The organism is Pseudomonas sp. GM21 (assembly GCF_000282215.1).
Taxonomy (GTDB): Bacteria; Pseudomonadota; Gammaproteobacteria; order Pseudomonadales; family Pseudomonadaceae; genus Aquipseudomonas.
The window spans coordinates 27,632-52,766 of sequence record NZ_AKJS01000102.1; the positions used below are offsets into that span (position 1 = coordinate 27,632).

At 59.0% G+C, this 25,135-nt stretch carries 20 protein-coding genes; 3 read left to right on the forward strand and 17 right to left on the reverse strand.

Features of this window, described 5'->3' with window-relative positions; translation table 11 throughout:
- Nucleotides 1-3: 3 nt before the first annotated feature.
- The 16 genes from nuoH to PMI22_RS12610 all read right to left on the reverse strand — a co-directional run bounded on the left by nuoH (nucleotide 4) and on the right by PMI22_RS12610 (nucleotide 19,991).
- On the reverse strand, nucleotides 4-1,011 hold the full coding sequence (gene nuoH / locus PMI22_RS12685) for an NADH-quinone oxidoreductase subunit NuoH (RefSeq protein WP_007946419.1): 1,008 nt from the start codon (nucleotides 1,009-1,011) through the stop codon (nucleotides 4-6).
- Nucleotides 1,008-3,722: an NADH-quinone oxidoreductase subunit NuoG gene (gene nuoG, locus PMI22_RS12680; RefSeq protein WP_007946420.1), complete on the reverse strand. Its 2,715-nt coding sequence runs from the start codon at nucleotides 3,720-3,722 to the stop codon at nucleotides 1,008-1,010. The genes nuoH and nuoG overlap by 4 nt, the downstream gene beginning before the upstream one ends.
- Before the next feature lie 136 nt (nucleotides 3,723-3,858).
- Complete coding sequence (nuoF, locus tag PMI22_RS12675; RefSeq protein WP_007946421.1) at nucleotides 3,859-5,214, reverse strand: NADH-quinone oxidoreductase subunit NuoF; 1,356 nt, start codon at nucleotides 5,212-5,214, stop codon at nucleotides 3,859-3,861.
- Nucleotides 5,211-5,708 carry an NADH-quinone oxidoreductase subunit NuoE gene (gene nuoE / locus PMI22_RS12670; RefSeq protein ID WP_007946422.1) on the reverse strand — a complete coding sequence of 166 codons (498 nt, stop codon included), beginning with the start codon at nucleotides 5,706-5,708 and terminating at the stop codon, nucleotides 5,211-5,213. The genes nuoF and nuoE overlap by 4 nt, the downstream gene beginning before the upstream one ends.
- 2 nt (nucleotides 5,709-5,710) lie before the next feature.
- Nucleotides 5,711-7,495, reverse strand: a complete 1,785-nt coding sequence (gene nuoC / locus PMI22_RS12665) for an NADH-quinone oxidoreductase subunit C/D (RefSeq protein ID WP_007946423.1) — start codon at nucleotides 7,493-7,495, stop codon at nucleotides 5,711-5,713.
- Between the two features lie 72 nt (nucleotides 7,496-7,567).
- Entirely contained in the window at nucleotides 7,568-8,242 is a 675-nt protein-coding gene (locus tag PMI22_RS12660) for a NuoB/complex I 20 kDa subunit family protein (RefSeq protein ID WP_007946424.1), read from the reverse strand.
- Nucleotides 8,243-8,252: 10 nt separating this feature from the next.
- Complete coding sequence (locus PMI22_RS12655) at nucleotides 8,253-8,666, reverse strand: NADH-quinone oxidoreductase subunit A (RefSeq protein WP_003223812.1); 414 nt, start codon at nucleotides 8,664-8,666, stop codon at nucleotides 8,253-8,255.
- Between the two features lie 635 nt (nucleotides 8,667-9,301).
- Nucleotides 9,302-10,627 carry an isocitrate lyase gene (aceA, locus tag PMI22_RS12650; protein ID WP_007946425.1) on the reverse strand — a complete coding sequence of 442 codons (1,326 nt, stop codon included), beginning with the start codon at nucleotides 10,625-10,627 and terminating at the stop codon, nucleotides 9,302-9,304.
- Nucleotides 10,628-11,100: 473 nt separating this feature from the next.
- Nucleotides 11,101-11,838, reverse strand: a complete 738-nt coding sequence (locus tag PMI22_RS12645; RefSeq protein WP_007946427.1) for a secretin N-terminal domain-containing protein — start codon at nucleotides 11,836-11,838, stop codon at nucleotides 11,101-11,103.
- A gap of 250 nt (nucleotides 11,839-12,088) precedes the next feature.
- On the reverse strand, nucleotides 12,089-12,514 hold the full coding sequence (locus tag PMI22_RS12640) for a GNAT family N-acetyltransferase (protein ID WP_033049312.1): 426 nt from the start codon (nucleotides 12,512-12,514) through the stop codon (nucleotides 12,089-12,091).
- The gene (locus PMI22_RS12635) at nucleotides 12,507-13,676 is read right to left on the reverse strand and encodes a ribosomal protein uL16 3-hydroxylase (RefSeq protein WP_007946429.1); all 1,170 of its coding nucleotides are present in this window, start codon (nucleotides 13,674-13,676) and stop codon (nucleotides 12,507-12,509) included. Before PMI22_RS12635 ends, PMI22_RS12640 begins: the two co-directional genes overlap by 8 nt.
- An 86-nt stretch (nucleotides 13,677-13,762) precedes the next feature.
- Complete coding sequence (gene purB / locus PMI22_RS12630; protein ID WP_007946430.1) at nucleotides 13,763-15,133, reverse strand: adenylosuccinate lyase; 1,371 nt, start codon at nucleotides 15,131-15,133, stop codon at nucleotides 13,763-13,765.
- A 124-nt stretch (nucleotides 15,134-15,257) separates the two neighbouring features.
- Nucleotides 15,258-15,881, reverse strand: a complete 624-nt coding sequence (gene hflD / locus PMI22_RS12625; RefSeq protein WP_007946431.1) for a high frequency lysogenization protein HflD — start codon at nucleotides 15,879-15,881, stop codon at nucleotides 15,258-15,260.
- The gene (mnmA, locus tag PMI22_RS12620; RefSeq protein ID WP_007946432.1) at nucleotides 15,878-17,011 is read right to left on the reverse strand and encodes a tRNA 2-thiouridine(34) synthase MnmA; all 1,134 of its coding nucleotides are present in this window, start codon (nucleotides 17,009-17,011) and stop codon (nucleotides 15,878-15,880) included. The genes hflD and mnmA overlap by 4 nt, the downstream gene beginning before the upstream one ends.
- Before the next feature lie 59 nt (nucleotides 17,012-17,070).
- Nucleotides 17,071-17,517: an NUDIX hydrolase gene (locus tag PMI22_RS12615; RefSeq protein WP_007946433.1), complete on the reverse strand. Its 447-nt coding sequence runs from the start codon at nucleotides 17,515-17,517 to the stop codon at nucleotides 17,071-17,073.
- 248 nt (nucleotides 17,518-17,765) lie between these two features.
- Nucleotides 17,766-19,991 carry an NADP-dependent isocitrate dehydrogenase gene (locus PMI22_RS12610; RefSeq protein WP_007946434.1) on the reverse strand — a complete coding sequence of 742 codons (2,226 nt, stop codon included), beginning with the start codon at nucleotides 19,989-19,991 and terminating at the stop codon, nucleotides 17,766-17,768.
- Nucleotides 19,992-20,483: 492 nt separating this feature from the next.
- Here PMI22_RS12610 and icd point away from each other — a divergent pair, with 492 nt between their 5' ends.
- A complete protein-coding gene (gene icd, locus PMI22_RS12605) occupies nucleotides 20,484-21,740 on the forward strand; it encodes an NADP-dependent isocitrate dehydrogenase (RefSeq protein WP_007905029.1) in 1,257 nt (418 codons plus the stop codon).
- Between the two features lie 93 nt (nucleotides 21,741-21,833).
- Here the strand turns inward: icd and PMI22_RS12600 are convergent, their stop codons facing one another.
- Nucleotides 21,834-22,115, reverse strand: a complete 282-nt coding sequence (locus PMI22_RS12600; RefSeq protein ID WP_007946436.1) for a cold shock domain-containing protein — start codon at nucleotides 22,113-22,115, stop codon at nucleotides 21,834-21,836.
- Between the two features lie 225 nt (nucleotides 22,116-22,340).
- On the opposite strand from PMI22_RS12600, the gene clpS reads away from it, so the two are divergent.
- Nucleotides 22,341-22,724, forward strand: coding sequence for an ATP-dependent Clp protease adapter ClpS (gene clpS, locus PMI22_RS0129460; RefSeq protein WP_020799529.1), 384 nt, complete (start codon nucleotides 22,341-22,343; stop codon nucleotides 22,722-22,724).
- A gap of 30 nt (nucleotides 22,725-22,754) precedes the next feature.
- A complete protein-coding gene (gene clpA / locus PMI22_RS12595) occupies nucleotides 22,755-25,025 on the forward strand; it encodes an ATP-dependent Clp protease ATP-binding subunit ClpA (RefSeq protein ID WP_007946437.1) in 2,271 nt (756 codons plus the stop codon).
- Nucleotides 25,026-25,135 lie beyond the last annotated feature (110 nt).

Below are 25,135 nucleotides of genomic sequence, written 5' to 3' on the forward strand. Positions count from 1 at the left end.
TCCTCACTGAGCCGCGACGGCGGGCGTGTTGAGCAACACGATCGCAGCGGTCACCAGCATGTTGACGAGGGTCAGCGGCAGGCAGAACTTCCAGCTGAAATCCATCACTTGGTCATACCGTGGGCGCGGAATCGAAGCGCGCAACAGGATGAAGATCATGATGAAGAACGCGGTTTTCATCGCGAACCAGATGAACGGGATCTGCGGCAGAATGCCGAACGGACCGTGCCAGCCACCGAAGAACAAGGTCACCAGCAGCGCCGAAATCAGCACGATGCCGATGTACTCGCCGACGAAGAACATGCCCCATTTCATGCCGGCGTATTCAATGTGGTAACCGTCGGCCAGTTCCTGTTCCGCTTCCGGCTGGTCGAACGGGTGACGGTGAGTCACGGCGACGCCAGCGATGAAGAAGGTCAGGAAACCGAAGATCTGCGGAATGATGAACCACAGGTTCTGGGCCTGGTAATCAACGATGTCGCGCATGTTGAACGAGCCGACCTGAATCACGATGCCCATCAGCGACAGGCCCATGAACACTTCGTACGACACGGTTTGTGCCGAGGCCCGCAAGCTGCCCAGCAGGGCGAACTTGTTGTTACTCGACCAACCGGCGAACAACACCGCGTAGACCGACAGACCGGCCATGGCGAAGAAGAACAGGATACCGATGTTCAGATCCGCCACGCCCCAGGTCGGGGTGATCGGGATGATCGCGAAGGCAATCAGCAGGGCGCTCATGGCCACGACCGGTGCCAGGGTGAAGATCATCTTGTCGGCGAACGGCGGGGTCCAGTCTTCCTTGAAGAACATCTTGATCATGTCGGCGGCGATCTGGAACGCGCCGAACGGGCCGACGCGGTTCGGACCGTAACGGTCCTGCCAGAGGGCGAGCAAACGACGCTCGACCCAGCTCAGCAACGCGCCGCACACCACCACGGCGAGCAGAATCACGATGGCCTGAATGACTGCGATGATCACGTCGATCACTTCAGGAGTGAACCAAGTCATTGCGCTGCCTCCTGCAGACCGTCAACGGATTTGCCAAAGATCGCTGGCGGAATGCCGGCGATGCCCGCAGGCAATGCAACCAGACCGGCACCCAGCTCTTCATTGATGCGCAGCGGCAGACGCAGGGTCTGGCCAGCCACGTTCAAGCTGAGCATGGCGCCATCGTTGACACCCAGACGATCAGCTTCGGACTTGGCCAAGGCGACGTAGGCGGCCGGGATGCGTTCCTGAACCGGTGCGGCTTTCGAAGAGTTCTCTTCGCTGCCGAGCAGGTGGAAGAACGGCACAACCTGCCAGGTGCCCGGAGCCGGGTTGAACGCACGCGGAACAGCGGCGAACCAGTTCAGCGAATCACCGGTGCTTTCGATCAGGCGGGTGCCCGGGTCGCCAGCGCGGATGTGACCACCGACTTCGTCCTGGAACTTGTTCCAGGCTTGCGGCGAGTTCCAGCCCGGAGACCAGGCGAATGGCACTTGCTGACGCGGTTCGACCGAGCCCGAGTAACCTTCCATCGAGAAGTTGAACGCGGTGTCGTTGTCTTGCGGGGTACGCGGTTCGTGCACGTTGATGTCAGCGCGCATGGCGGTACGACCGGAGTAACGCAACGGTTCGCGGGCCAGTTTCATACCCTTGATGCGGAACGCGGCGGACGGTGCGGCATCAACGATACGCGCCAGTTGCGGCGTGCTCGAAGCGACGGCAGCGGTGACGTGATCGAGCTGGGTCCAGTTGATCGGCTGGTTCAGCAGGGTGGCGCGCAGGGCATGCAGCCAGCGCCAGCCTTCGTGAACCAGGATGCTGGCGTCCATGTATTTCGGATCGAAGACCTGGAAGAAGCGCTGGGCGCGGCCTTCCTGGCTAACGAGGGTACCGTCGCCTTCAGCGAAACTGGCGGCTGGCAGAACCAGGTGCGCGCGATCGCTGGTTGCGGTTTTTTGATGGTCGGCAACGATCACCACTTTCGCGGCGGTTAATGCAGCATCAACCTTGGCTTTATCGGTGCGGGTGTACAGATCGTTTTCCAGCACGACGATGGCGTCAGCACCGCCAGAGATCACCGCTTGCAGCGCAGCGTCGACCGAGTCACCACCGAGCATGGCCAGGCCGAGGCTGTTGGCCTCTGGCACGATCAGGCTGATGGAGCCGTTCTTCTCGCGCAGCTTCAGGGCTTTGGCGATGTTTGCAGCGGCTTCGATCAGCGCCTTGGAACCCAACGAGGTACCGGCAATGATCAATGGACGCTTGGCCGCGAGCAGGGCGTCGGCAATGCGCTTGGCCAGTTCAAGGGCTTCAGCATCCAGGCCTTCAACCGCTGGGGCACTGGCGTCGAGGGCGTGAGCCACGGCGAAACCGATGCGGGCCAGGTCGTCCGGTGCTGCGTGAACGCATTCTTCAGCGATGTCGTCGAGCTTGGTTTCAGCCAGGCTGGCGATGAACAGCGGGTTCAGCGCGTGCTGACCGATGTTCTTCACGGCGGCGTCGAGCCAAGGCTGAACGCGCATGGCATCGGCCATGTCTTCGGCTTTGCCTTTGACCGACTGACGCAGGGACAGGGCCATACGGGCCGCAGTCTGGGTCAGGTCTTCACCGAGGACGAAGATTGCATCGTGGTCTTCGATGTCGCGCATGTTCGGGATCGGCAGCGGGCTGTCGTTCAGCACCTGCATGACCAGACGAATGCGCTCCAGCTCAGCGGCTTCGATACCGGAGTAGAAGTGCTCGGCGCCCACCAGTTCGCGCAACGCGTAGTTGCTTTCGAGGCTGGCACGCGGCGAACCGATGCCGACGATGTTGCGACCGCGCAGCAGGTCAGCGGCTTTATCCAGCGCTTCGTCTAGGCTCAGCTTGGAGCCGTTGGCCAGCAAAGGCTGACGCGGGCGATCTTCGCGGTTGACGTAGCCGTAGCCGAAACGGCCACGGTCGCACAGGAAGTACTGGTTGACCGAACCGTTGAAGCGGTTTTCGATACGACGCAGTTCACCGTAGCGCTCGCCCGGGGAGATGTTGCAACCGCTGGAGCAGCCATGGCAGATGCTCGGCGAGAACTGCATGTCCCACTTGCGGTTGTAGCGCTCGGAGTGAGTCTTGTCGGTGAACACACCGGTCGGGCAGACCTCGGTGAGGTTGCCGGAGAACTCGCTTTCCAGGGTGCCGTCTTCAACGCGACCGAAGTACACGTTGTCGTGGGCACCGAACACACCGAGGTCGGTGCCGCCGGCATAGTCCTTATAGAAACGCACGCAGCGGTAGCAAGCGATGCAGCGGTTCATTTCGTGGGAAATGAACGGGCCCAGTTGCTGGTTCTGGTGGGTACGCTTGGTGAAGCGGTAACGGCGCTCGTTGTGGCCGGTCATTACCGTCATGTCTTGCAGGTGGCAGTGACCGCCTTCTTCACAGACCGGGCAGTCGTGAGGGTGGTTGGTCATCAGCCATTCGACAACACTGGCGCGGAAGGCCTTGGATTCTTCATCTTCGATGGAGATCCAGGTGCCATCGGTGGCGGGGGTCATGCAGGACATGACGATACGACCACGGGTGTCGTTCTCGTCGGTGTACTGCTTGACCGCGCACTGGCGGCAAGCGCCAACGCTGCCAAGGGCTGGGTGCCAGCAGAAATACGGGATATCGAGGCCTAGCGACAGACACGCCTGTAACAGGTTGTCTGCCCCATCGACTTCGAGCTCTTTGCCGTCTACGTGGATAGTGGCCATGGTTCAAAGTTCTTCGTTGGCCCGGTGTCAGCGGGCGTGGCTAATGGAATCTTGTATTCGCGTGAATCAACACAGCCGTTAAAGGCGTCATCACACGAGAAGGCGAAGGGCACGGACCCTTCGCCTTTTTAAGCGTTTACGCGCCGACTACGATCGGCCTTGCCAGAGGCGGGACGACGGCGCTGGTGGGCGCGATGCCGGCTTCGAACTCATGGCGGAAGTATTTGATTGCGCTGCCCAACGGCTCCACGGCGCCCGGTGCGTGAGCACAGAAGGTCTTGCCTGGGCCGAGGAAACCGACCAGACCCAGCAGGGTCTCGATATCGCCGGCTTGCCCTTCACCGTTCTCGATCGCACGCAGGAGCTTGACGCTCCACGGCAAACCGTCACGGCACGGGGTGCAGAAGCCGCAGGATTCGCGGGAGAAGAACTCTTCCATGTTGCGCAGCAAGGACACCATGTTGACGCTGTCGTCCACCGCCATGGCCAGGCCGGTACCCATACGGGTGCCGACTTTGGCGATGCCGCCGGCGTACATTTGTGCGTCCAGGTGTTCCGGCAACAGGAAACCGGTACCGGCGCCGCCAGGCTGCCAGCACTTGAGCTTGAAGCCGTCGCGCATGCCGCCGGCGTAGTCTTCGAACAGCTCGCGACCGGTGACGCCGAATGGCAGTTCCCACAGGCCAGGGTTCTTGACCTTGCCGGAGAAGCCCATGAGCTTGGTGCCCATATCCTCGCTGCCGACCCGAGCCAACGATTTGTACCAGTCCACGCCGTCGGCGATGATCGCCGGCACGTTGCACAGGGTTTCAACGTTGTTCACGCAAGTAGGCTTGCCCCACACGCCCACGGCGGCGGGGAAGGGCGGCTTGGAGCGCGGGTTGGCGCGGCGGCCTTCGAGGGAGTTGATCAGTGCGGTTTCTTCACCGCAGATGTAACGCCCGGCGCCGGTGTGGACGAACAGCTCGAAATCGAAGCCGCTGCCCAGGATGTTTTTACCCAGCAGGCCCGCTGCCTTGGCTTCTTCCACGGCACGGTTGAGGTGCTTGGCGGCGGTGGTGTACTCGCCACGCAGGAAGATGTAGCCACGGTAGGTTTTCAGCGCGCGAGCACTGATCAGCATGCCTTCGATCAGCAGATGGGGCAGTTGCTCCATCAGCATGCGGTCTTTCCAGGTGTTCGGCTCCATTTCATCCGCGTTGCACAGCAAGTAGCGGATGTTGATGGATTCGTCTTTGGGCATCAGGCCCCACTTAACGCCCGTGGGGAAGCCTGCACCGCCGCGACCTTTCAAGCCAGAATCCTTCACGGTCTGGACGATGTCGTCCTGAGCCATGTCGGCGAAAGCTTTGCGCGCTGCGGCGTAACCGTTTTTGGCCTGGTACTCGTCGAGCCACACGGCTTCGCCGTCGTCACGCAGACGCCAGGTGAGCGGGTGAGTCTCGGCCGACCGCTTGATGCGGTTGGCAGGGCCGAAGGAAGTCAGGGTCATACGTAGCCCTCGAGCAATTTGGCAACGCCGGCAGGCTGCACATCACCGAAAGTGTCGTCGTCGATCATCAACGCCGGCGCCTTGTCACAGTTGCCGAGGCAGCAGACCGGCAGAAGGGTGAAACGACCGTCGGCGGTGGTCTGACCCAGGCCGATGCCCAGATTGCTCTGGATTTCGCTGACCACGGACTCGTGGCCGCCGATGTAGCAGACCATGCTGTCGCAGACGCGAATGATGTGACGGCCCACTGGCTGACGGAAGATCTGGCTATAGAACGTCGCCACGCCTTCTACGTCGCTGGCCGGGATGCCGAGAATCTCGCCGATGGCGTACAGAGCACCATCCGGCACCCAGCCACGTTCCTTCTGGACGATCTTCAGGGCTTCGATCGACGCCGCGCGCGGGTCTTCGTAGTGATGCAACTCATGCTCGATGGCCGAGCGCTCGGTTTCACTCAAGGTGAAACGGTCTGTCTGGATAAGCGTGCTGTTCATGCTTAGCGGTCCACGTCGGCCATAACGAAATCGATACTACCCAGGTACGCGATCAAGTCCGCGACCATGCTGCCTTTGATCACCGAAGGGATCTGCTGCAAGTGCGGGAAGCTTGGGGTACGAATCCGGGTGCGGTAGCTCATGGTGCCGCCATCGCTCGTCAGGTAATAACTGTTGATGCCCTTGGTCGCTTCGATCATCTGGAAGGATTCGTTGGCCGGCATGACCGGGCCCCACGAAACCTGCAGGAAGTGCGTGATCAGGGTCTCGATGTGTTGCAGGGTGCGCTCTTTCGGCGGCGGCGTGGTCAGCGGGTGATCCGCCTTGTACGGGCCTTCCGGCATGTTGCGCATGCACTGCTCGATGATCTTGATGCTCTGGCGCATTTCTTCGACGCGCACGATGCAACGATCGTAGGCATCGCCATTGGCGGCCAGCGGCACTTCGAATTCGAAGTTTTCGTAACCGGAGTATGGGCGAGCCTTGCGCAGGTCGAAGTCGCAACCGGTCGAACGCAGGCCGGCACCGGTGACGCCCCATTCCAGGGCTTCCTTGGTGTTGTAGGCGGCGACGCCGATGGTGCGGCCACGCAGGATGCTGTTGTCCAGGGCGGCTTTCTGGTATTCGTCCAGACGCTTTGGCATCCACTCGACGAAGTCTTTCACCAGTTTTTCCCAGCCGCGCGGCAGGTCGTGAGCGACGCCACCAATGCGGTACCAGGCCGGATGCAGACGGAAACCGGTAATGGCTTCGATCACCGTGTACGCCTTCTGACGGTCGGTGAACGTGAAGAACACCGGGGTCATGGCGCCGACGTCCTGGATGTAGGTACCCAGGAATAGCAGATGGCTGGTGATCCGGAAGAACTCGGCCATCATGATGCGGATGACGTCGACCTTGTCCGGCACCTTGATGCCGGCCAGCTTCTCGACCGAGAGCACGTACGGCAGGTTGTTCATCACGCCGCCGAGGTAATCGATACGGTCGGTGTACGGGATGAAACTGTGCCAGGATTGACGCTCGGCCATCTTCTCGGCACCACGGTGGTGGTAGCCAACGTCCGGTACGCAATCGACGATCTCTTCACCGTCCAGCTGCAGGATGATGCGGAACGCACCGTGCGCGGAAGGGTGGTTGGGTCCGAGGTTGAGGAACATGTAGTCCTCGTTCGCACCGGAACGCTTCATGCCCCAGTCTTCAGGCTTGAAGCGCGCGGCTTCTTCCTCAAGCTGTTGCTTGGCCAGGTTCAGGGTGAACGGGTCGAATTCGGTGGCACGGGCCGGGAAGTCCTTGCGCAGCGGGTGACCTTCCCAGGTCGGCGGCATCATGATGCGGGTCAGGTGCGGGTGGCCGGCAAAGTTGATGCCGTACATGTCCCACACTTCACGCTCGTACCAGTTGGCGTTCGGCCACAGACCGGTCACGGTCGGCACGTTGAGGTCGCTCTCGGACAAGGCGACCTTGATCATCACGTCACTATTACGTTCGATCGACATCAAGTGATAGAACACAGTGAAGTCGGCGCCGCTTGGCAGCCCTTGACGCTTGGTGCGCAGACGCTCGTCCACGCCGTGCAGGTCATAGAGCATGACGTACGGCTTGGGCAGGTTGCGCAGGAAGGTCAGGACTTCGACGAGTTTGGCACGCGCAACCCAAAGCACCGGCATACCGGTGCGGGTCGGCTGGGCGGTGAACGCCTCGGGGCCAAAACGGTTGTTCAGTTCGACGACCACATCCTGGTCGTCTGCCTTGTAAGGCGGGATGTACAGAGCACTGCCTGTAGTCATGGTTATTTATCGCTTTCGGTCAACGTAAAGAATGAAGCCAGTGTCTCGTTCTATTAAAGAAGCAGATCTGGATCAGACTTCGTCGGGGCTGCGCAGGTTGGTGACTGCGATTCGCTGTTCGCGGCGCTTTTCCTTTTCGGAAGGCATCTCGGCGCGGTACACGCCTTGATCACCAACGACCCAGGAAAGCGGACGACGCTCCTGTCCAATCGACTCTTGCAAGAGCATCAAGCCTTGCAGGAAAGCTTCAGGACGGGGCGGGCAGCCAGGCACGTAGACGTCCACGGGCAGGAACTTGTCCACCCCTTGAACGACAGAGTAGATGTCGTACATGCCACCGGAGTTGGCGCACGAACCCATGGAGATAACCCACTTAGGTTCGAGCATTTGCTCGTAGAGACGCTGAATGATCGGCGCCATCTTGATGAAGCAGGTACCGGCGATAACCATGAAATCCGCCTGACGCGGCGATGCCCGGATAACCTCGGCGCCAAAGCGCGCGATGTCGTGGGGCGCCGTGAAGGCGGTAGTCATTTCCACGTAGCAGCACGAAAGACCGAAGTTATACGGCCACAGGGAGTTCTTGCGCCCCCAGTTGATCGTGCCGTTAAGCACGTCTTCGAGCTTGCCCATGAAGATGTTTTTGTGGACTTGATCTTCTAACGGATCGGAAACGGTTTCCCGTTCGCCAATCGGATACTGCTCGTTAGGAGCATCGGGGTCGATCCTGGTGAGATTGTATTGCATTGCCAAAGCCTCATTGTTTCAGCTTCGCTTGCCGCTTACGACGAGCTTCCGGAGCCCAGTCAAGGGCGCCCACTCGGAATAGGTAGACAAGGCCTGCCAACAGAATTGCTATGAAAACGAGAGCTTCGACGAATCCGGTCCAGCCGCTTTCGCGGACGGACACAGACCATGCAAAGAGAAAAAGGGCTTCGATATCGAAGATCACGAAGAGCATCGCAACCAGATAGAATTTGGCTGAGAGCCGCAGACGGGCGCCACCTGTAGGCAGCATGCCGGATTCAAACGGTTCGTTTTTGCTGCGACCCCAGGCTTTTGACCCGAGGAGGCTGGAGACGCCGAGCATGAAGGCACACAGGCCGACGACGCCCAGAAGGAAAATGGCAAAGCCCCAGTTGTGGGCCATGAGTCCTGTCGCTTCGGGCATGCTGGTAATCCTTAACAGAGAGCAAAGGTCTCTGAGCTTGAAAAAGTAACAACGCAGTGACGATATGTCGCAGCAATCAATCCCGCTGATTTTATGGCTAAACACCCAGCAAGTAAAATTCCTATAGCGAAATTATTTATAGGAATAAGGACATAGCGCACCTCCAAAGCCCCGCAGCCCATGCATGGCGGGCATTAGCCGGCTTTTCATCAATATAGTTTTGTGGGAAATGTAACGAACATAGTATTGGCCAAATGATAATCAATATTGTTTGCGGTGGTTTTTAAACTGGTTATCCGGATTGGGGCCGCGAAGTTGTCTTTTGTGCGCGTTACAGCAAGTAGTGAAGGCGACGGTTTTAACGGATTTTTCTGACCCTGATGCCGCGCTGGATCAATGTTTTTCCTGTCTCACCACGGACCCTTGTGGGAGCGAGCCTGCTCGCGAAAGCGGTAGGTCAGCCAGCGATGATGTTGACTGATCCGCCGCTTTCGCGAGCAGGCTCGCTCCCACAGGGATTTGTGGTGTTTGAGGAATCGCAGGCAAAAAAACGCCCCGAACCAGTCGGGGCGTCAGATGTGCGGCGTTGCGGTTTCTACTCGGTCCGCAGCGGCCGTTTACTCAAGCGAAGCAGATCAGTGGAACTGTTCTTCTTCAGTCGAACCGGTCAGTGCGGTTACCGAAGACGAGCCACCTTGAATCACAGTGGTCATGTCGTCGAAGTAGCCGGTGCCCACTTCCTGCTGGTGAGCCACGAAGGTGTAGCCCTTCGAAGCGTCAGCGAACTCTTGCTCTTGCAGCTTCACGTAGGCAGTCATGTCGTTGCGGGCGTAGTCGTGCGCCAGGTTGAACATGCTGTGCCACATGTTGTGAATGCCGGCCAGGGTAATGAACTGGTGCTTGTAACCCATGGCGGACAGTTCGCGCTGGAACTTGGCGATGGTCGCGTCGTCCAGGTTTTTCTTCCAGTTGAAGGAAGGCGAGCAGTTGTACGACAGCAGTTGGTCCGGGTATTCCTTTTTGATCGCTTCAGCGAAGCGACGAGCCTCGTCCAGATCCGGCTTGGCAGTTTCGCACCAGATCAGGTCGGCGTACGGAGCGTATGCCAGGCCGCGAGCGATGGCCTGGTCCAGACCGGCGCGCACTTTGTAGAAGCCTTCCTGGGTACGTTCGCCAGTCACGAATGGCTGGTCGTACGGGTCGCAGTCGGAGGTCAGCAGGTCAGCTGCGTTAGCGTCGGTACGGGCCAGGATGATGGTCGGAGTACCGGCAACGTCAGCCGCCAGACGGGCAGCGGTCAGCTTCTGTACGGCTTCCTGGGTAGGAACCAGTACCTTGCCGCCCATGTGGCCGCATTTTTTCACGGAAGCCAGTTGGTCTTCGAAGTGAACGCCGGCGGCGCCTGCTTCGATCATGCTCTTCATCAGCTCGTAAGCGTTCAGTACGCCGCCGAAACCGGCTTCAGCGTCGGCCACGATTGGAGCGAAGTAGTCGATGTAGCCTTCGTCGCCCGGGCCTTTGCCGGCTTTCCACTGGATCTGGTCAGCACGACGGAACGAGTTGTTGATGCGCTTGACCACGGTTGGAACCGAGTCCACCGGGTACAGCGACTGGTCCGGGTACATCGATTCGGCGGAGTTGTTGTCCGCAGCCACTTGCCAGCCCGACAGGTAGATCGCCTGGATACCGGCTTTGACTTGTTGTACAGCCTGGCCGCCGGTCAGGGCGCCCATGCAGTTGACGAAATCTTTCTCGGGACGGAAGGAAGGCTTGGCGCCCTGGGTGACCAGGTTCCACAGCTTCTCGGCGCCCAGTTTTGCAAAGGTGTGCTCAGGTTGAACCGAGCCACGCAGGCGGACGACGTCAGCAGCGGAGTAAGCGCGTGTCACGCCTTTCCAGCGTGGGTTTTCAGCCCAATCTTTTTCGAGGGCTGCAATTTGCTGTTCGCGTGTCAGTGCCATGGAGATAAACCTCGTCGCGTCTTTTACGGAAAGTTGTACTGCGGTGGAAAATTCCTGCGCTCGCTGACCAGAAGCTTGGGTGGTCAAGTCGGATTCGGCGGGGTAGCGACGGGATGAACGATGGGCTCGAGGGGAAGTGAGCAGGTAAGGGCAAACTAATGGGCGCATTCGGGCATCGTGGGCCTTGGTGCGAACTTCAGTGCAGTGCCGGGTTACCTAATTAGCTTCCGTCCCTCGGGACAACTTCGTTCCAGTCGGCAACCTCGTCAAACACACCTTGTGGGCGGTACAGACACGAAGCGGCTCGCGGGATAGGTGCGAGCATCGCCTCGAAGGCCCTTGCCAGGGCCCCTGATTAGCGGGAGCGAGGCCATCATGCCTTTGCTTTTTTCGATCGTCAAACGTTTTGTAGTGCTTTTTTTCGACCACTACATCTTTGGTCTAATACGACTAATCAGTCAGTTCCCGGTGCTTTAGTCCAAAGTATCGACTTTCACCCGCAGGGTCATGTCTTCCCGGCCCTGAGTAGCATAGTTGCGGGTTTGGGCGCGTTTGTCGGTCAGGTTCTGGTGGTTGACGCCGGCGAGGGTAATCCATTCGCCGAGGCGACCTGTGACAGTTGTGTCGGTACTTTGCACGTTCACTACATCGGGACGTTCCTGGCTCATGCGGTCACGATTGGTGCTGATAGCCAGGTGAACGATTTCACCGGTGACGCTGGCGGTGACATAGAAGCCTTGAGTGACGTTGCGATATTCAGTCTGGCTGCGCAAATCACCGTAAGAATCGGATTGCGCGCTCGTAAGCGGGACGCTCTGGCCGACCTGAATCAATGCGGGGGTACCTTCGCTGGCCTGAACCTGCTGGACGCCGCCGTCACGGCTGGACGTGCTGCGACGGATGATTCGGGTTTGGTTCGACTTGGAGCTCTGGTAGTTGTTGTCGCTGGTGTCGACGGTGATCAGCAGGCGCTTGGCGGCGACATCGAGTTGGCTGATCAGGGCTTTAAGTTCGTCGATCTTGCGCTGATCCGCGTTAACGATCAGTTGATTTCCATAGGCGCTGACCTGGCCATCCTTGCCAATGAAGTCTTGCGCCATGGGCAGCATGTCGGCGCTGGTGCGGAAGTTCAGAGGCACGATTTCGGTAGCGGCCATGGCTGAAAAACTGCAGGTCAGCAGCAGGGTGGTGAGCAGGGTGCGTAGGGACATATCCGTTATCTCCGACTTCAAGTGCCTTGATAGTGCCAGTTTGTCGGCCCGGCGTGGCGCAAGTTGAATCGTAGACAGCAAAACGCCCCGGCATCCGAAAATGGCGGGGCGTTTTGTGGTGTTTGTGATCGTTCCCACGCTTTGCGTGGGAATGCAGCCTGTGACGCTCTGCGTCACTTGCCGCGATGGGACGCGGAGCGTCCCAGGAGGCATTACCACGCGGAGCGTGGGAACGATCAGTGGCAGACACTCAGGTCGAGTGACGCACCATGTCCACATGCGGTATCCCTGCTTCCAGGAATTCCTCACTGACAATGTGAAAGCCCAAGCGCTCATAGAACGCCGTAGCCTGCACCTGTGCGCTGAGCATCTGCTGCTTCAGCCCGCGCTTCTCGGCTTCGCCGATCAATGCTTGCATCAGTGCATCGCCGACCTTGAGGCCGCGCCAGTCCTTGAGTACCGATACCCGGCCAATGTGGCCGTCCGGCAGCAGGCGGGCGGTGCCGATTGGAAAGTCGCCTTCGAAGGCCAGGAAATGCACCGCGGTGGCGTCATCGGCATCCCATTCCAGCTCGGGCGGAACGGATTGCTCGGCGATGAACACCGTCTCGCGAATGCGCCGGATTTCGGCGTTATCCTTTTGCCAGTCTGCAACACTTACGTGAATTTTATTCATCAGCAAACCCCAGGCTTCCTTGCTTGATCAGTTCGCACAGCAGGCCACGACCGTCTTCGTCGGCCAGCCACTCGCCAAGGTTGTCGATGTGCAGCGAGTCGGCGGCGCAGATCATTTTCAGCAGTTCGCGCAACTTGCCCGGCAGATAACGGCTCTGGCCGCTGGCGAACAACAGCAGGTCGTCATCGACTTCGGACCAGGCCAGGCGAGCGCTTGGGTTGCGGATCAAGATCGCGCCTTGTTCAAGGCTGGCGAGCAGGTCGTCTTCCTCGATTTCTTCCGGGCCTACCACGAGTTCCGGGTAGCGTGGCTCCGTCATGAACTGGCCGAACCAGGTCAGCAGCAGGCGCTCGTCGCTCATGTGCTCGGCCAGCAGGGCTTTGAGGCGATCAAGGGCGTCGCGCTGGATCTGGTGTGGATCCGTCGCAGGCACCGCGTCGGCGTCGGTGTAGCGTTCTTCGTCCGTCAGGAACTGGCTGAGGAAGTCCGTGAAATGGGTCAGCACTTCAGCGGCGCTCGGCGCACGGAAACCGACGGAGTACGTCATGCAGTCATCGACCGCGACGCCGCAGTGGGCCAGGCGTGGTGGCAGATACAGCATGTCGCCCGGTTCCAGAACCCACTCATCGGTGGCTTCGAAGTCAGCGAGGATGCGCAGGTCGGCGTGTTTGAGCATCGGGCTCTCGGAGTCGCACATCTGGCCGATTTTCCAGTTGCGCTTGCCGTGGCCTTGCAACAGGAACACGTCGTAGTTATCGAAGTGCGGACCCACGCTGCCACCCGGGGCGGCGAAGCTGATCATCACGTCGTCGACGCGCCAGCTCGGCAGAAAGCGGAACTGTTCCAGCAGTTCGCTGACTTCAGGCACAAACTGATCGACCGCTTGAACCAGCAGCGTCCACTCGCGTTCCGGCAGTTTGCTGAATTCGTCTTCGGCGAACGGGCCGCGGCGCAATTCCCAAGGATGCTCGCCGTGCTCGATCACCAGGCGCGATTCGACTTCTTCTTCCAGTGCGAGGCCGGCCAGTTCGTCGGCGTCGATCGGGCTTTCGAAATCAGGAATCGCCTGGCGGATCAGCAGCGGTTTTTTCTGCCAGTAGTCGCGCAGGAACTCGCGTGCCGTGATGCCACCCAGAAGTTGAAGAGGAATATCAGGATTCATGTGTAACCTATTGAAAAAAAGCACTTTTGAGACATGAATAAAAACGCCCGGCGCGGCCGGGCGTCTCAAACAGGTCCAGCGGTCAATCAGATGCGTTTGGCTTGCTCTACAGCGTTACCGATGTAGTTCGCCGGGGTGAGCAGTTTCAGCTCGGCCTTGGCGGCGGCTGGCATGTCCAGGCCGTCGATGAAAGTTTGCAGCGCTTGCGGGCTGATGCCCTTGCCACGCGTCAACTCTTTCAGCTTTTCGTACGGGTTTTCGATGTTGTAGCGGCGCATCACGGTCTGGATCGGCTCGGCCAGTACTTCCCAGCAGGCGTCCAGGTCAGCCGCGATTTTCTGCGCGTTGAGCTCAAGCTTGCTGATGCCTTTGAGGCTCGCTTCGTACGCGATCACGCTGTGGGCGAAGCCGACACCAAGATTACGCAGTACGGTGGAGTCGGTCAGGTCGCGCTGCCAGCGGGAGATTGGCAGTTTGCTCGCCAGGTGCTGGAACAGTGCGTTGGCGATACCCAGGTTGCCTTCGGAGTTTTCGAAGTCGATCGGGTTGACCTTGTGCGGCATGGTCGACGAACCGATTTCACCAGCGATGGTGCGCTGCTTGAAATAACCCAGGGAGATATAGCCCCAGATGTCGCGGTCAAAGTCGATCAGGATGGTGTTGAAGCGCGCGATGGCGTCAAACAGCTCGGCAATGTAGTCGTGCGGTTCGATCTGCGTGGTGTACGGGTTGAAACCCAGGCCCAGCTCGTCTTCGATGAAGGCGCGGGCGTTTTCTTCCCAGTCGATCTCAGGGTAGGCCGACAGGTGAGCGTTGTAGTTGCCGACTGCGCCGTTGATCTTGCCCAGCAGCGGAACGGCAGCGACCTGAGCGATTTGACGCTCCAGGCGGTACACCACGTTCGCCAGCTCTTTACCCAGAGTGGTCGGCGAGGCCGGCTGACCGTGGGTGCGCGACAGCATCGGTACGTCGGCAAAACGGATGGCCAGTTCGCGGATGGCTTCAGCGGTCTGGCGCATCAGCGGCAGCATCACGTCATCACGGCCTTCGCGCAGCATCAGGGCGTGGGACAGGTTGTTGATGTCCTCGCTGGTGCAGGCAAAGTGGATGAACTCGCTGACGGCAGCCAGTTCCGGCAGCTTGGCCGCTTGCTCTTTGAGCAGGTATTCAATGGCTTTGACGTCGTGGTTGGTGGTGCGCTCGATCTCTTTGACACGCTCGGCGTGCTCCAGAGAGAAGTTTTCTGCCAAGGTATTCAATACAGCGTTGGCTTCGGCGGAGAACGCCGGTACTTCGCTGATGGCAGAGTGAGCGGCCAGACGCTGGAGCCAGCGCACTTCAACCAGGACGCGAGCACGGATCAGGCCGTATTCGCTGAAAATCGGGCGCAGGGCCTGGGTTTTGCCGGCGTAGCGGCCGTCAACAGGGGAAACCGCAGTGAGCGAAGAAAGCTGCATGGGGTGTTCTCGGACAGTCGGGCAACGAAATGGGGCGCGTATCATACATGAAAAAATCCGCCGGTCCGTCGCCAACTGACCGGCGTATTACGCGTAAAACGGAGTAAATGGTTGTCTGCGTGACTTATTCGTTACGCATCAAGGGGTAAAGCTCTTTGAGCAACTTGCGGCGGCTGATCACCAGCTGCCAGCGATGGCCACCCAACTGCCGCCACAGTCGCGCCGAGCGAATCCCGGCCAGCAACAGGGCGCGGATTTTCGAGGCGTTACTCGGCTGCTGAAGGTTGCGCATGTCGCCGTGGACCTGAATCCGTTGGCGCAAGGTGCTCAGGGTGTCCTGATACAGCGCGCCGCACGCGGCAATCACGTTTTCATGGGCCGGGCCGAAGTGCTCGACCTGAGACTGGATCTGCGGCAAACGCTTGCCAATCACTTCCAGCATGTCGCCGCGCTTGGCCAGTTGACGCTCCAGACCCAGCATCGCCAGTGCGTAACGCAAGGGTTCGCGCTGAAGGGCACTCGGGTCGCGTTCCAGTGCGCCGACCAGGGCGCGATAGCCTTCGCGCAGATTGAGGTCATCACCGCCGTAAACTTCCAGCGTGTCCTTGGGGTCGCGAATCAGCAGGCTGCCGAGCATGCAAGTCAGGCCGGCTTCAGAGGTCTGGCCGCTCTTGGCAATCTTGTCGACGAGGACGGCGGCGAGAAACACGCCGCCCAGCGCCGTCAATTGCTCCTGGGTCGGGCTCATTGCTGCTGGCCTTTGCTGGTCCACGGCTCGGCAATTTCGATCACGCCGCCACCCAGGCAGATTTCGCCGTCGTAAAACACCACGGACTGGCCTGGGGTGACCGCGCGTTGCGGGTCATCAAAGGTTGCGCGGTAGCCGGTGGCGGTTTTTTCCAGCGTGCACGGCTGGTCGCTCTGGCGATAGCGGACTTTTGCGGTCAACTTGCGTGGCTCGGTCAAATCAATCGGATTGACCCAATAAATGTCCGAAGCGAGCAGGGCGCGGGAGAACAGGTACGGGTGGTCATTGCCCTGACCAACGATCAGTTCGTTGTGTTCCAGGTCCTTGATCAGCACGTACCACGGCTCGTCACTGGCGTCTTTCAAACCGCCGATGCCCAGGCCCTGGCGCTGGCCGATGGTGTGGTACATCAAGCCGTGGTGACGGCCGATCACTTCGCCTTCGGTGGTCTTGATCTCGCCGGGCTGTGCGGGCAGGTACTGCTTGAGGAAGTCGCTGAAGCGGCGTTCGCCAATAAAGCAGATCCCGGTGGAGTCTTTTTTCTTCGCGGTCGCCAGCTCGTATTTCTCGGCAATCGCACGCACTTCGGGCTTTTCCAGTTCGCCGACCGGGAACAGGGTCTTGGCGATCTGTTCGCCGCCGACGGCGTGCAGGAAGTAGCTCTGGTCCTTGTTCGCGTCCAGGCCCTTGAGCAATTCAGTGCGACCGTCGATATCGCGGCGGCGCACATAGTGGCCGGTGGCGATCAGGTCGGCGCCCAGCATCATGGCGTAGTCGAGGAACGCCTTGAACTTGATCTCGCGGTTGCACAGGATGTCCGGGTTCGGCGTGCGTCCGGCCTTGTATTCGGCCAGGAAGTGCTCGAACACATTGTCCCAGTACTCGGCGGCGAAGTTGGCGGTGTGCAGTTTGATGCCAATTTTGTCGCACACGGCCTGAGCGTCCGCCAGGTCGTCCATGGCGGTGCAGTATTCCGTTCCATCGTCTTCTTCCCAGTTCTTCATGAACAGGCCTTCCACCTCGTAACCCTGCTCGATCAGCAGGAGGGCGGAAACGGAAGAGTCCACGCCGCCGGACATACCGACAATGACGCGCTTCTTTTGTGTGTCAGAAGGGGCTGGATCACGCATAGGGATTCAATGAGTGTCTTGAAAAAGGACGCGATTCTAACAGGCCAGAGCCCGCAAGGCTAAAGAGAAGGGCGGATCAGTTCGAGGCTGAAGTGATTTCCGTCCAGATAATCATCGATGCAGCGGATGATCAGCTCACTGCGCCAGTTTGCGCGCTGTTCCAGCAATTCGTCACGCGTCAGCCACTTCGCGCCAACGATGCCGTCATCCAGCTGATAGTCCGGGTGGTGTTTGAGCGGTTTTGCGATGAAGCACACTCGCTGGTAAGTCACGCCGTTGCTGGGGGCGGTGTACAGGTAAATGCCGGTGACGCCGGTCGGCTCGACGTCCCAGCCGGTTTCTTCGAGGGTTTCGCGAATGGCGGCTTCGGTCAGCGTTTCCTCCGGGTCCAGATGACCGGCGGGTTGATTGAGCACGACACGGCCATGTTTGAGTTCTTCAACCATCAGGAAGCGACCGTTGTCTTCGACGATGGTGGCGACGGTGATGTGGGGTTTCCAGTCCATGAGGCTTCCTCGGTGTTTTGTGTTGTGTGTTGTGTGTAGCAGCTGTCGAGCACCGCGAGGCTGTGTTCGGCTGCGAAGCAGTCGTAAAACCAGGCACCTCGGTCTTTCTTACATACCGCGGGGGCTGGATTGGCGACTGCTTCGCAGCCGAACGCAGCCTCGCGGTGCTCGGCAGCTGCTACAACGTTACGCATACCACAAACAGAAACCCCGGCACGGGGCCGGGGCTTCTTTGCATCCTTACAACCTTAGACCAGCGCAGCAACGGCCGCGTTGAAGGTTGCGCTAGGGCGCATGGCCTTGCTGATCAGCTCGGCATCGGCGTGGTAGTAACCACCGATATCCACTGGCTTGCCCTGAACGGCGTTGAGCTCGGCAACGATGGTTGCTTCGTTCTCGGTCAGGGTTTTGGCCAAAGTCGTGAACTGCGCTTGCAGAGCAGCGTCTTCAGTCTGGGCAGCCAGGGCTTGAGCCCAGTACAGCGCCAGGTAGAAGTGGCTGCCGCGGTTGTCGATGTTGCCGACTTTACGCGATGGCGACTTGTTGTTGTCCAGGAACTGGCCGGTGGCCTGATCCAGGGTCTTGGCCAGAACCAGCGCCTTAGGGTTGTTGTAGGTCACACCCAGGTGTTCAAGGGAAGCGGCCAGGGCCAGGAACTCGCCCAGGGAATCCCAGCGCAGGAAGTTTTCTTCCAGCAGCTGTTGAACGTGCTTCGGAGCCGAACCGCCAGCGCCGGTTTCGAACAGACCGCCGCCATTCATCAGCGGAACGATCGACAGCATCTTGGCGCTGGTGCCCAGTTCCATGATCGGGAACAGGTCGGTCAGGTAGTCGCGCAATACGTTGCCGGTCACCGAGATGGTGTCCTTGCCTTCACGAGTGCGGTCCAGGGTGAACTTCATCGCGTCAACTGGCGCCATGATCTGGATGTCCAGGCCGGCAGTGTCGTGATCCTTCAGGTAAGCCTGAACTTTCTCGATCACTACGCCGTCGTGAGCGCGCATCGGGTCCAGCCAGAAAATCGCCGGGGTGCTGCTTGCGCGAGCGCGGTTGACGGCCAGTTTGACCCAGTCCTGGATCGGAGCGTCTTTGGTCTGGCACATGCGGAAGATGTCGCCGGCTTCAACCGATTGCTCCAGCAGCAGGGTGCCTTTGCTGTCGGTAACGCGGACAACGCCGTTGGCCTTGATCTGGAAGGTCTTGTCGTGCGAACCGTACTCTTCGGCTTTTTTCGCCATCAGACCGACGTTTGGCACGCTGCCCATGGTGGTCGGGTCGAAAGCGCCGTTTGCCTTGCAGTCTTCGATGACCGCCTGGTAGATGGTCGCGTAGCAACGGTCCGGGATCACGGCCTTGGTGTCGTGCAGCTGGCCGTCAGTGCCCCACATTTTGCCGGAGTCACGGATCATTGCCGGCATCGAGGCGTCGACGATGACGTCGCTCGGCACGTGCAGGTTGGTGATGCCTTTGTCGGAGTTGACCATGGCCAGCGACGGACGAACGGCGTAGACCGCCTGAATGTCGGCTTCGATGGCGGCTTGCTGTTCAGCCGGCAGGGCTTTGATGCGAGCGTACAGGTCGCCGATGCCGTTGTTCAGGTTGAAGCCGATCTGTGCCAGCACGTCAGCGTGCTTGGCCAATGCGTCTTTATAGAACTCGGCAACGATCTGGCCGAACATGATCGGGTCGGAGACCTTCATCATGGTGGCTTTGAGGTGAACCGACAGCAGTACGCCCTTGGCTTTGGCGTCTTCGATTTCGGCAGCGATGAAGCTGCGCAGAGCGTTTTTGCTCATGACCGCGCAATCGAGGATCTCACCGGCTTGTACGGTGGTTTTTTCTTTCAGGACGGTGGTGGTGCCGTCTTGAGCGATCAATTCGATTTTGACGGCGTCAGCAGCGTCGATCAGGGCGGCTTTTTCGCTGCCGTAGAAATCGCCGGTGCTCATGTGAGCGACGTGGGACTTGGAGTCAGCAGCCCAGGCGCCCATTTTGTGCGGGTGCTTGCGCGCGTAGTTCTTGACCGACAGCGGTGCACGACGATCGGAGTTGCCTTCGCGCAGAACCGGGTTCACGGCACTGCCCTTGATCTTGTCGTAGCGCGACTTGGCGAGCTTGTCGGCGTCGCTGGTCACGGTTTCCGGGTAGTCAGGAAGTGCGAAGCCTTGGGCTTGCAGTTCCTTGATTGCGGCTTGCAGCTGCGGAACAGAAGCACTGATGTTTGGCAGCTTGATGATGTTGGCTTCTGGCGTAACGGCCAGGTCGCCCAGTTCGGCGAGGTGGTCGGCTACGGCTTTGTCACCCAGTTGCTCGGGGAAGCTGGCCAGAATGCGTCCTGCAAGAGAGATATCGCGGGTTTCAACGGCGATATCAGCCGAGGCGGTGAACGCCTCTACGATAGGCAACAGTGAATAGGTGGCGAGGGCTGGGGCTTCGTCGGTGAAGGTATAGATGATCTTCGAGCGGGTGGGCATATTCGGATTAACTCTCTCTTCTTTGCTAAAGCGTGCGCAGAAACTCGAGGGGCGCCGGGTAAGCGCGTTCGTTCAAAGTCATCCATGAGCCGAATATCGAGATTTCGTTGCTGTGATGTTGGGTGCATCAGTAGGGCGTCAAGCGTCAGGCTGCGGTAACAGACCGGCTTTTCCGGCGGAAAGGCTCATCATAGAGCCGTCCAGCGTTCGTGACCCTTTAGTCAGCGGCGGCATTATACATAGGTAGCTGGCAATCTGCCGATGGTTCATGCATGACAATTCTCGTCCATTGGTCTAAAGGTCGCAGGGGCGAGTGGGGCGTAGAGTCGTTCGTCGTGCTTGAGTTTGGCGCTTTTCCCTTTGAATTCAGGCTTGTAGCCCGCGAGTCATGCAGCTTTGCGGCAGATGGATGGAACATAGGGTTTGCGCGCCGATTTAACTGGGTTACGCTCGAACGAAGCCAGATGTTCAATCCAAACAATGGAGTTCAGCATGGGATACAAGAAGATTCAGGTTCCAGCCGTCGGCGACAAAATCACCGTCAACGCGGACCATTCTCTCAATGTTCCTAACAACCCGATCATTCCCTTCATCGAAGGCGATGGTATTGGCGTTGATATCAGCCCGGTCATGATCAAGGTTGTCGATGCTGCTGTTAAGAAGGCTTACGGCGGCGAGCGCAAAATTTCCTGGATGGAAGTCTACGCCGGGGAGAAAGCGACTCAGGTTTACGATCAGGACACCTGGCTACCTCAGGAAACCCTGGACGCGGTCAAGGATTACGTGGTTTCCATCAAGGGCCCTCTGACCACCCCGGTCGGTGGCGGCATTCGTTCCCTGAATGTGGCCCTGCGTCAGCAACTCGACCTGTATGTGTGCCTGCGCCCTGTGCGCTGGTTCGAAGGCGTGCCGAGCCCGGTGAAAAAGCCAGGTGACGTCGACATGACGATCTTCCGCGAGAACTCGGAAGACATCTACGCCGGTATCGAGTGGAAAGCCGGTTCGCCGGAAGCGACCAAAGTCATCAAGTTCCTGAAAGAAGAAATGGGTGTCACCAAGATCCGTTTCGACGAAAACTGCGGTATCGGCGTCAAGCCGGTGTCCCTGGAAGGCACCAAGCGTCTGGCACGCAAGGCCCTGCAATATGTGGTCGACAACGACCGCGATTCGCTGACCATCGTGCACAAAGGCAACATCATGAAGTTCACCGAAGGTGCCTTCAAGGAATGGGCCTACGAAGTGGCCGCTGAAGAGTTCGGCGCGACCCTGCTCGATGGTGGTCCGTGGATGCAGTTCAAGAACCCGAAAACCGGCAAGAATGTCATCGTCAAGGACGCCATCGCCGACGCCATGCTCCAGCAGATCCTGCTGCGCCCGGCCGAATACGATGTGATCGCGACCCTGAACCTGAACGGCGACTACCTCTCCGACGCACTGGCGGCAGAAGTAGGCGGTATCGGTATTGCGCCGGGCGCCAACCTGTCCGACACCGTGGCCATGTTCGAAGCCACCCACGGTACCGCGCCGAAATACGCCGGCAAGGACCAGGTAAACCCGGGTTCACTGATTCTGTCTGCTGAAATGATGCTGCGCCACATGGGCTGGACCGAAGCGGCCGACCTGATCATCAAGGGCACCAACGGCGCGATTTCCGCCAAGACCGTGACCTATGACTTCGAGCGTTTGATGGAAGGCGCGAAACTGCTGTCTTCGTCTGCGTTTGGTGATGCGCTCATTTCGCATATGTAAGCGGCGTCTGTAAGCAAATCGAAGCCACACAAAAACCGCCCGCCTCAATACGTTGAGACGGGCGGTTTTTTCATGCCTGGATGACGGGGTGCGTCAGCTCGTTACTGATTCTTGCTGGATGACGGGCGCTGTCTGTTCGCTCGGGAGCGTGGCAGACGTAATCTTCACTGCATGCAAGCCTTTGGGGCCCTGAACGATCTCGAAATTGACGATCTGCCCGGCCTTGAGGGTCCTGTAGCCGTCCATCTCGATGGCCGAAAAGTGGGCAAAAAAATCGATTTCCTTGCCATCCTCGTCACGGCCTTCTCTGGCGTCGGTGTTGATGAAACCGAATCCCTTGGCATTGTTGAACCATTTCACCTTGCCCACTGACATGCTCATATCCCTCTGCTACAGACTCCATCACTGGAGTATCATCCAGTACATCCGCAGCCGGTCTCTATAATTAATATTGACTCCGCGGACCTTTTTTACCCACTGTGGGCTCTATTGGTTGTAACACCGTTTTCCCGATAGTCAAGGTGACCGGGCGGTCGGTGTTGAAATCGTCCATGAGCGCCCCCATCACTGTATTAGCACAACTGACGAACCTTTCTTTCCATGCATGCAATCAGCCAGATTCGACTAACATTCAATCAGGATCGCCCGACTCTCCAGAAAGATCGCCCGGAGGAACACGACGACGATTCCGCAGGCATTGCTGTTCAGGAGGCGAAGCCTGCGTTACAGGCACCGCCGATGTACAAGGTGGTTTTGTTCAATGATGACTACACACCGATGGATTTCGTCGTCGAAGTGCTCGAGGTGTTTTTTAACCTGAATCGCGAGCTGGCGACCAAGGTCATGCTGGCCGTCCATACAGAAGGGCGGGCAGTATGTGGCGTGTTTACCCGCGACATCGCCGAGACAAAGGCCATGCAGGTCAACCAGTACGCCAGGGAAAGCCAGCATCCGCTACTCTGTGAAATCGAGAAGGACGGTTAATCGCCGACCACTTGGGTATGAGGTGAAGCTATGTTAAACCGCGAGCTCGAAGTCACCCTCAATCTTGCCTTCAAGGAGGCCCGTTCGAAGCGTCATGAGTTCATGACCGTCGAGCACCTCCTGCTGGCCCTATTGGACAATGAGGCTGCCGCCACCGTTTTGCGTGCCTGCGGCGCAAACCTCGACAAACTCAAGCATGACCTGCAGGAGTTCATCGACTCCACCACACCTCTGATCCCTGTTCATGATGAGGATCGCGAAACCCAGCCAACCTTGGGCTTCCAGCGTGTACTGCAGCGTGCTGTTTTTCACGTACAGAGCTCGGGCAAGCGTGAAGTGACTGGCGCCAACGTGCTGGTCGCCATTTTCAGTGAGCAAGAGAGTCAGGCAGTGTTCCTGCTGAAACAGCAGAGCGTTGCGCGCATTGATGTCGTCAACTACATCGCTCATGGCATCTCCAAAGTGCCCGGGCATGGCGATCACTCTGAAGGTGAGCAAGATATGCAGGACGACGAGGGCGGTGAGTCTTCTTCTTCAGGCAATCCTCTGGATGCTTATGCCAGCAACCTCAACGAACTCGCGCGCCAGGGTCGAATCGATCCATTGGTAGGCCGTGAGCTGGAAGTCGAACGCGTTGCACAGATTCTGGCGCGCCGTCGCAAAAACAATCCGCTGCTGGTGGGCGAGGCGGGCGTGGGTAAAACTGCGATTGCCGAAGGCCTGGCCAAACGTATCGTCGACAACCAGGTGCCGGACCTGCTGGCCAACAGCGTGGTGTACTCCCTCGATCTGGGCGCCTTGCTGGCCGGGACCAAATACCGTGGCGATTTCGAGAAGCGCTTCAAGGCGTTGCTCAATGAGCTGAAAAAACGTCCGCAGGCGATCCTGTTCATCGACGAAATCCACACCATTATCGGTGCGGGTGCTGCGTCCGGTGGCGTCATGGATGCCTCGAACCTGCTCAAGCCGCTGCTGTCCTCGGGCGATATCCGTTGCATCGGTTCGACCACGTTCCAGGAATTTCGCGGGATCTTCGAGAAGGATCGTGCCTTGGCCCGACGCTTCCAGAAGGTTGATGTGTCGGAGCCCTCGGTGGAAGACACCATTGGCATCCTGCGCGGCCTGAAAGGCCGTTTCGAAGCGCACCACAACATCGAATACAGTGATGAAGCGCTGCGTGCGGCCGCTGAACTGGCTTCGCGCTATATCAATGATCGGCACATGCCGGACAAGGCGATCGACGTTATCGACGAAGCGGGCGCCTATCAGCGTCTGCAACCGATCGAGAAGCGTGTGAAGCGCATCGAAGTGCCTCAAGTCGAGGACATCGTCGCGAAAATCGCGCGGATTCCGCCTAAGCACGTCACCAGTTCCGACAAAGAACTGCTGCGTAACCTTGAGCGTGACCTGAAGCTGACGGTATTTGGTCAGGATGCCGCCATCGACTCGTTGTCGACGGCGATCAAACTGTCCCGTGCCGGCCTCAAGTCGCCTGACAAGCCTGTCGGCTCGTTCCTGTTCGCCGGTCCCACCGGTGTCGGTAAAACCGAGGCGGCGCGTCAGCTGGCCAAGGCGTTGGGCATCGAGCTGGTTCGCTTCGACATGTCCGAGTACATGGAGCGCCACACCGTATCGCGTCTGATCGGTGCGCCTCCAGGTTACGTCGGGTTCGATCAGGGCGGTCTACTGACCGAAGCCATCACCAAGCAGCCTCACTGCGTGCTGTTGCTCGATGAGATCGAGAAGGCGCATCCGGAAGTCTTCAACCTGCTGCTGCAGGTCATGGATCACGGTACGCTGACCGATAACAACGGGCGCAAGGCGGACTTCCGTAACGTGATCGTCATCATGACGACCAACGCCGGTGCCGAGACAGCAGCGCGTGCTTCGATCGGTTTCACCCATCAGGACCACTCGTCCGATGCGATGGAAGTGATCAAGAAGAGCTTCACGCCAGAGTTCCGTAACCGTCTGGACACCATTATCCAGTTTGGTCGCCTCAGCCATGAGGTCATCAAAAGCGTGGTGGACAAGTTCCTTACCGAGCTTCAGGCGCAGCTGGAAGACAAGCGCGTGCAGCTGGAAGTGACGGACGCGGCGCGCAGCTGGCTGGCAGCAGGTGGCTACGACTCGGCAATGGGTGCTCGTCCAATGGCGCGTTTGATTCAGGACAAGATCAAGCGTCCGCTGGCCGAAGAGATCCTCTTTGGCGAACTGGCCGACCATGGCGGTGTGGTGCATATCGATCTGAAGGACGGCGAGTTGACCTTCGAGTTCGAGACCACGGCTGAAATGGCCTGACGGCTGTAAAGCGAAAAGGCGCCTTCGGGCGCCTTTTTGTTGTCTATAAAATTTGGTGTATATCCGTTGCTGCGGTCATGGCTGCTTAGGTTTCGCCCTTACGGCGAGGC